Below are 4,468 nucleotides of genomic sequence, written 5' to 3'. Positions count from 1 at the left end.
CTGTGGATGCGCCCGCTGGCCTCGGTCGCCGGCACGCGCTGTACGCGGTGCACGCCGGATTCGAATTTCAGATGCGCAAAGACGCCCTTGCCCGACACCGTGGCGATGATTTCCTTGTAGCCGCCGGCGTCGCCATCGCTGGCCGAGGCGGTCTCGAAACGCCAGCCGCGTTCGGCGGCGTAGCGTTCGTACATGCGAAACAGGTCGCCGGCGAAAAGCGCGGCCTCATCGCCGCCGGTGCCGGCGCGGATTTCGAGAATGGCGTTCTTGTCGTCGGCGGCATCCCTGGGCAACAGCAGGATCTGAATGTCCTTCTGCAGCGCCTCGATGCGGTCTTCGACCCCTGGCAGCTCGGCCTCGGCCAGCGCCCGCATCTCGGCGTCGGTGCCCCTGTCGGCAAGCATGGCTTCGAGGTCGGCCTGTTCATGCTCGGCCGCGCGCAGCGCCCTGACCTTGGCCACCATGTCCTGGATTTCGGCATATTCGGACGCCATCCGCACATAGGCGTCCGGCGCCGGGCCGGCCGACATCTGCGCTTCGAGCATCTCGAAACGCTTGACGACTTGATCCATACGATCGCGGGGCAAATTGACCATGATGAGGCTGCTATAACGGGATCGAACGGTCGTCGGCAAAGGCCTGCAGCAGCGCCCGCATCGGCAGGCCCTGTGCCGGAGCCATCAGATTGTCGTCGAAAAACGCCTTCAATTCGTCCAGCGGCAGTTCCGTCAGCATCGCCTTGACCGGCCCGATCGAGGCCGGCGACATCGAGATCGAGCGGAAACCAAGGCCGATCAACGCCATCGCCGAGATCGGCTTGCCGGCGAGTTCGCCGCACAGCGTCACCGGCGTGTGATTGCGGACGCCGGCATCGGCGATCTGCTTGAGGACGCGCAAGAAGGGTGCCGACAGCGTGTCGAAGCGGTTGGCCAGTTGCGTGTTGCCGCGGTCGACGGCCATGACGAACTGGAACAAATCGTTCGAACCGACCGAGACGAAATCGACCGCTTTCATCAATTCATCGAGTTGGAACAGCAGCGATGGCACTTCAAGCATCGCCCCCAGCTTCAGGCTGGTCGGCAAATGATGGGCAAAGCGCGACAAATGCCGCACCTCGCGGTCGATGATCTCGCGTGCCTGGGCGATCTCGCCGAGTTCGGTCACCATCGGCAGCATCAGCTTCAGCTCACGCCCGCCGCTGGCCTTGAGCAAAGCGCGTATCTGGGTGCGTAGCAGGCCCGGCCGGTCGAGCGTCAGGCGGATCGCCCGCCAGCCAAGCGCCGGGTTCTCTTCCTGGATCGCGCCCTTGAAATAGGGCAGCACCTTGTCGCCGCCAATGTCGATGGTGCGGAAGGTGACGGGCTTGCCGCGCGCCGCTTCGAGCACGTCGCGGTAGAGCTTTTCCTGGGCCTCGGCCCGGGGAAAGGTGGAAGCGACCATGAATTGCAATTCGGTGCGGAACAGACCGATGCCGGCCGCGCCCGCTTCGGCAAGCTGCGGCAGGTCGACGGCGAGACCGGCATTCATCAGCAAATCGACCTGTACACCATCCCTGGTCGTCGACGGCTTCTTGCGCAGTTCGCGGTAGACCTCTTGCCGGCGCGCCCTGAAACGCACTTTTTCGGCATAAGCGGCCTCGAGATCTGGCTGCGGCCGCAAATGGATCACGCCCTCCTCGCCGTCGACGATGATGGCATCGCCGTTTTCCGCCATGGAAACAGCGCCCTTCATCTGGCCGGCGACGGGGATGCCCATGGCACGCGCGACGATGACGACGTGGCTGGTCGCTGCACCGTCCTCGAGCACCAGCCCGCGCATCTTGTCGCGGGGATAATCGAGCAGTTCGGCAGCCCCCATCGAACGGGCGACGATGATGGCGTCCTTAGGCAGCGATGCCGCGACATCTTCCGGCCCGCGCCCCATCAGCTGGCGTAGCAGGCGGTTGGCGAGGTCGTCGAAATCGCTCATCCGCTCGCGCAGATAGGGATCGGTCATGTGCAGCATGCGGGCGCGCATGTCGCTCTGCACCTTTTCCACCGCGGCTTCCGCCGTCAGGCCGTTGCGGATCGCCTCTTCCAGCCGTCGCACCCAGCCGCGATCGTTGGCGAACATGCGATAGGCTTCCAGCACCTGGCGATGCTCGCCCTCGAAGGCGACGTCGCGGCGTTCCAGCATGTCGTCGATGGACAGCCTGAGCGAGCTGAGTGAGGTCTCCAACCGGCGAACCTCTTCCTCGCTGTCCTCGTTGAACAGATTGGTGACGACGATGCGCGGCTCGTGCAGCACGACATGGCCAAGCCCGACACCTTCATTGAAGGACAGGCCGGTGAAGCTGACAGGACGGCGCAGATCGAGTTCGAGGCCGGGCCGGGTCAGCCGCACCAGATCGCCGGTGGCGATCATCTCGGCGATCACCATCGCCGTGGTTTCCAGCGCCTCGACCTCGTCGTCGCGGTAGTGGCGCATGGTCTTGTTCTGCACCACCAGCACGCCCAGCGTGCGCCCTGCCCGCAGCACCGGCACGCCCAGGAACGAGTTGTAGATCTCTTCCCCGGTCTCCGGCAGGTAGGCGAAGGCAGGGTGTTCCTGCGCATTGGACAGGTTGAGCGGCCGCGCGCTGGCGGCGATCGTGCCGACCAGGCCTTGGCCCAGCCGCAACTGCGCCAAATGGACGGCGTTCGGGTTCAGACCTTCGGTGGCGTAGAGTTCGAGCACCGAATCGGCACGCAGCACATAGAGCGAGCAGACTTCCGCGACCATGTTTGAGGCGATGTCGCGCACAATCCGGTCAAGCCGCTCCTGCGGCTCCAGCGGCTCCTGCATGAGCTCGCGGAGCCGTTTGAGCAAAACGCGCGGGCCACTGGCCTGATCACGCATCGCGGCTTGTTCTCCAATGGGCATTCTGCCCGCCGCAGTTTCCACCGCGACCGGCGCACACGCAACAACTCAAATCGTTCTCGCTACTGCTTATCCAGACCGTAGACGGAATGCAAAGTACGAACCGCAAGTTCCGTATAGGGGCCGTCGATCAGGATCGAAATCTTGATCTCCGAGGTCGTGATGGCGCGGATGTTGATCGATTTGTCGGCCAGCGCCTTGAAAGCGGTGGCGGCGACGCCGGCATGGCTCCTCATGCCGATGCCGATGACCGAAACCTTCGACATGCCGGCTTCCGACTGCACGACATCGTAGCCGATAGAGGCCTTGAGGCGTTCAAGCACGGCCAGCGCCTTGTCGACATCGCCCGACGGCACGGTAAAGGTCATGTCGGTGAACTTGCCGTCCTCGGAAATGTTCTGGACGATCATGTCGACATTGATGTTGGCCTCGGCCAGCGGCCCGAAGATGCCGGCGGCAACGCCCGGCCGGTCGCCGACCCGGCGCAGTGAAATCTGCGCTTCGTCCTTGGCGTAGGCAATTCCGGTGACGACCTGCTGTTCCACGATCTCTTCCTCGTCGCAAATGAGCGTTCCGGGCGGATTGAACAAATCCCCCATTCCGGGCGCGTCGGGATCGTCGAAGGACGACCGCACGAAGGTACGCACCCTGTGCACCATGGCAAGCTCGACCGAACGCACCTGCAGAACCTTGGCGCCGAGCGAGGCCATTTCAAGCATTTCCTCGAACGAGATCTTGGCCAGCCGCCGCGCCTTGGGCTCGATGCGTGGATCGGTGGTGTAGACCCCGTCGACATCGGTGTAGATGTCACAGCGATCGGCTTTGACCGCCGCAGCGATGGCGACAGCACTGGTGTCGGAGCCGCCGCGGCCGAGCGTGGCAATACGATTGTCCGGGCCGATGCCCTGGAACCCGGCAATCACCGCCACCTGGCCCTCGCCGAAGCGCTTGATCAGGAACGCACCGTCAATGTCGAGGATGCGCGCCGCCCCATGCGCATTATCGGTCTTGATCGGGATCTGCCAGCCCTGCCAGGAGCGGGCGTGCACGCCCATGTTCTGCAAAGTGATGGCCAGCAGGCCGGCCGTGACCTGCTCGCCGGAAGCGACGACCGCATCATATTCGCGTGCGTCATGCATCGGCGAGGCCTCACGCGTCCAGCCGACCAGTTCGTTGGTCTTCCCGGCCATCGCCGAAACGACCACCGCCACCTCATGGCCGGCGTCGACCTCGCGTTTGACGTGACGCGCCACGTTGCGGATGCGGGCGATGTCGGCGACGGAGGTTCCGCCGAATTTCATCACGATGCGCGCCATGGGAGCGAAATGCCTTTGCCTGAAGCCGGATCCCAGCCAAAAGCCGGAATCCCGAAAAGCGGAAGGCCGGCTGACGCCGGCCGCTGAATGCGCGGCCTCCTTAGCCAAATGACGAAGGTTTCGCAAGGCTGGCGGCCAATTGCCGGCTCCAGAAGCCGGCATATTGCCTTCCGCCCCGGCGCCGCCTACGAAATGCTGCCTGCGGGGAATTCTTTTGGTTCGGCATAGCAGATGATGATTGCTCGGTTTCGACG

At 64.0% G+C, this 4,468-nt stretch carries 3 protein-coding genes; all 3 read right to left on the bottom strand.

Annotated elements, in window-relative coordinates; all coding sequences use genetic code 11:
- On the bottom strand, nt 1-596 hold a 596-nt coding region (locus tag EN914_RS25570; RefSeq protein ID WP_127389339.1), incomplete at its 3' end, for a PCRF domain-containing protein.
- Between the two features lie 10 nt (nt 597-606).
- Nucleotides 607-2,877 carry a phosphoenolpyruvate--protein phosphotransferase gene (gene ptsP / locus EN914_RS25565; protein WP_024503797.1) on the bottom strand — a complete coding sequence of 757 codons (2,271 nt, stop codon included), beginning with the start codon at nt 2,875-2,877 and terminating at the stop codon, nt 607-609.
- Nucleotides 2,878-2,960: 83 nt separating this feature from the next.
- Nucleotides 2,961-4,214, bottom strand: a complete 1,254-nt coding sequence (locus tag EN914_RS25560; protein WP_024503796.1) for an aspartate kinase — start codon at nt 4,212-4,214, stop codon at nt 2,961-2,963.
- Nucleotides 4,215-4,468 lie beyond the last annotated feature (254 nt).

It is taken from the genome of Mesorhizobium sp. M7A.F.Ca.CA.001.08.2.1 (assembly GCF_003998455.1).
In the GTDB taxonomy this organism is placed as follows: Bacteria; Pseudomonadota; Alphaproteobacteria; order Rhizobiales; family Rhizobiaceae; genus Mesorhizobium; species Mesorhizobium ciceri.
The sequence above is the reverse complement of the archived record's forward strand: the minus strand, read 5'-3'. Positions and strand labels throughout refer to the sequence as shown.

Excerpts from the sequence above, each read along its gene's own strand:
- ptsP (WP_024503797.1), bottom strand. The coding sequence starts at position 2,877 with ATGCGTGATCAGGCCAGTGGCCCGCGCGTTTTGCTCAAACGGCTCCGC.
- EN914_RS25560 (WP_024503796.1), bottom strand. The coding sequence starts at position 4,214 with ATGGCGCGCATCGTGATGAAATTCGGCGGAACCTCCGTCGCCGACATC.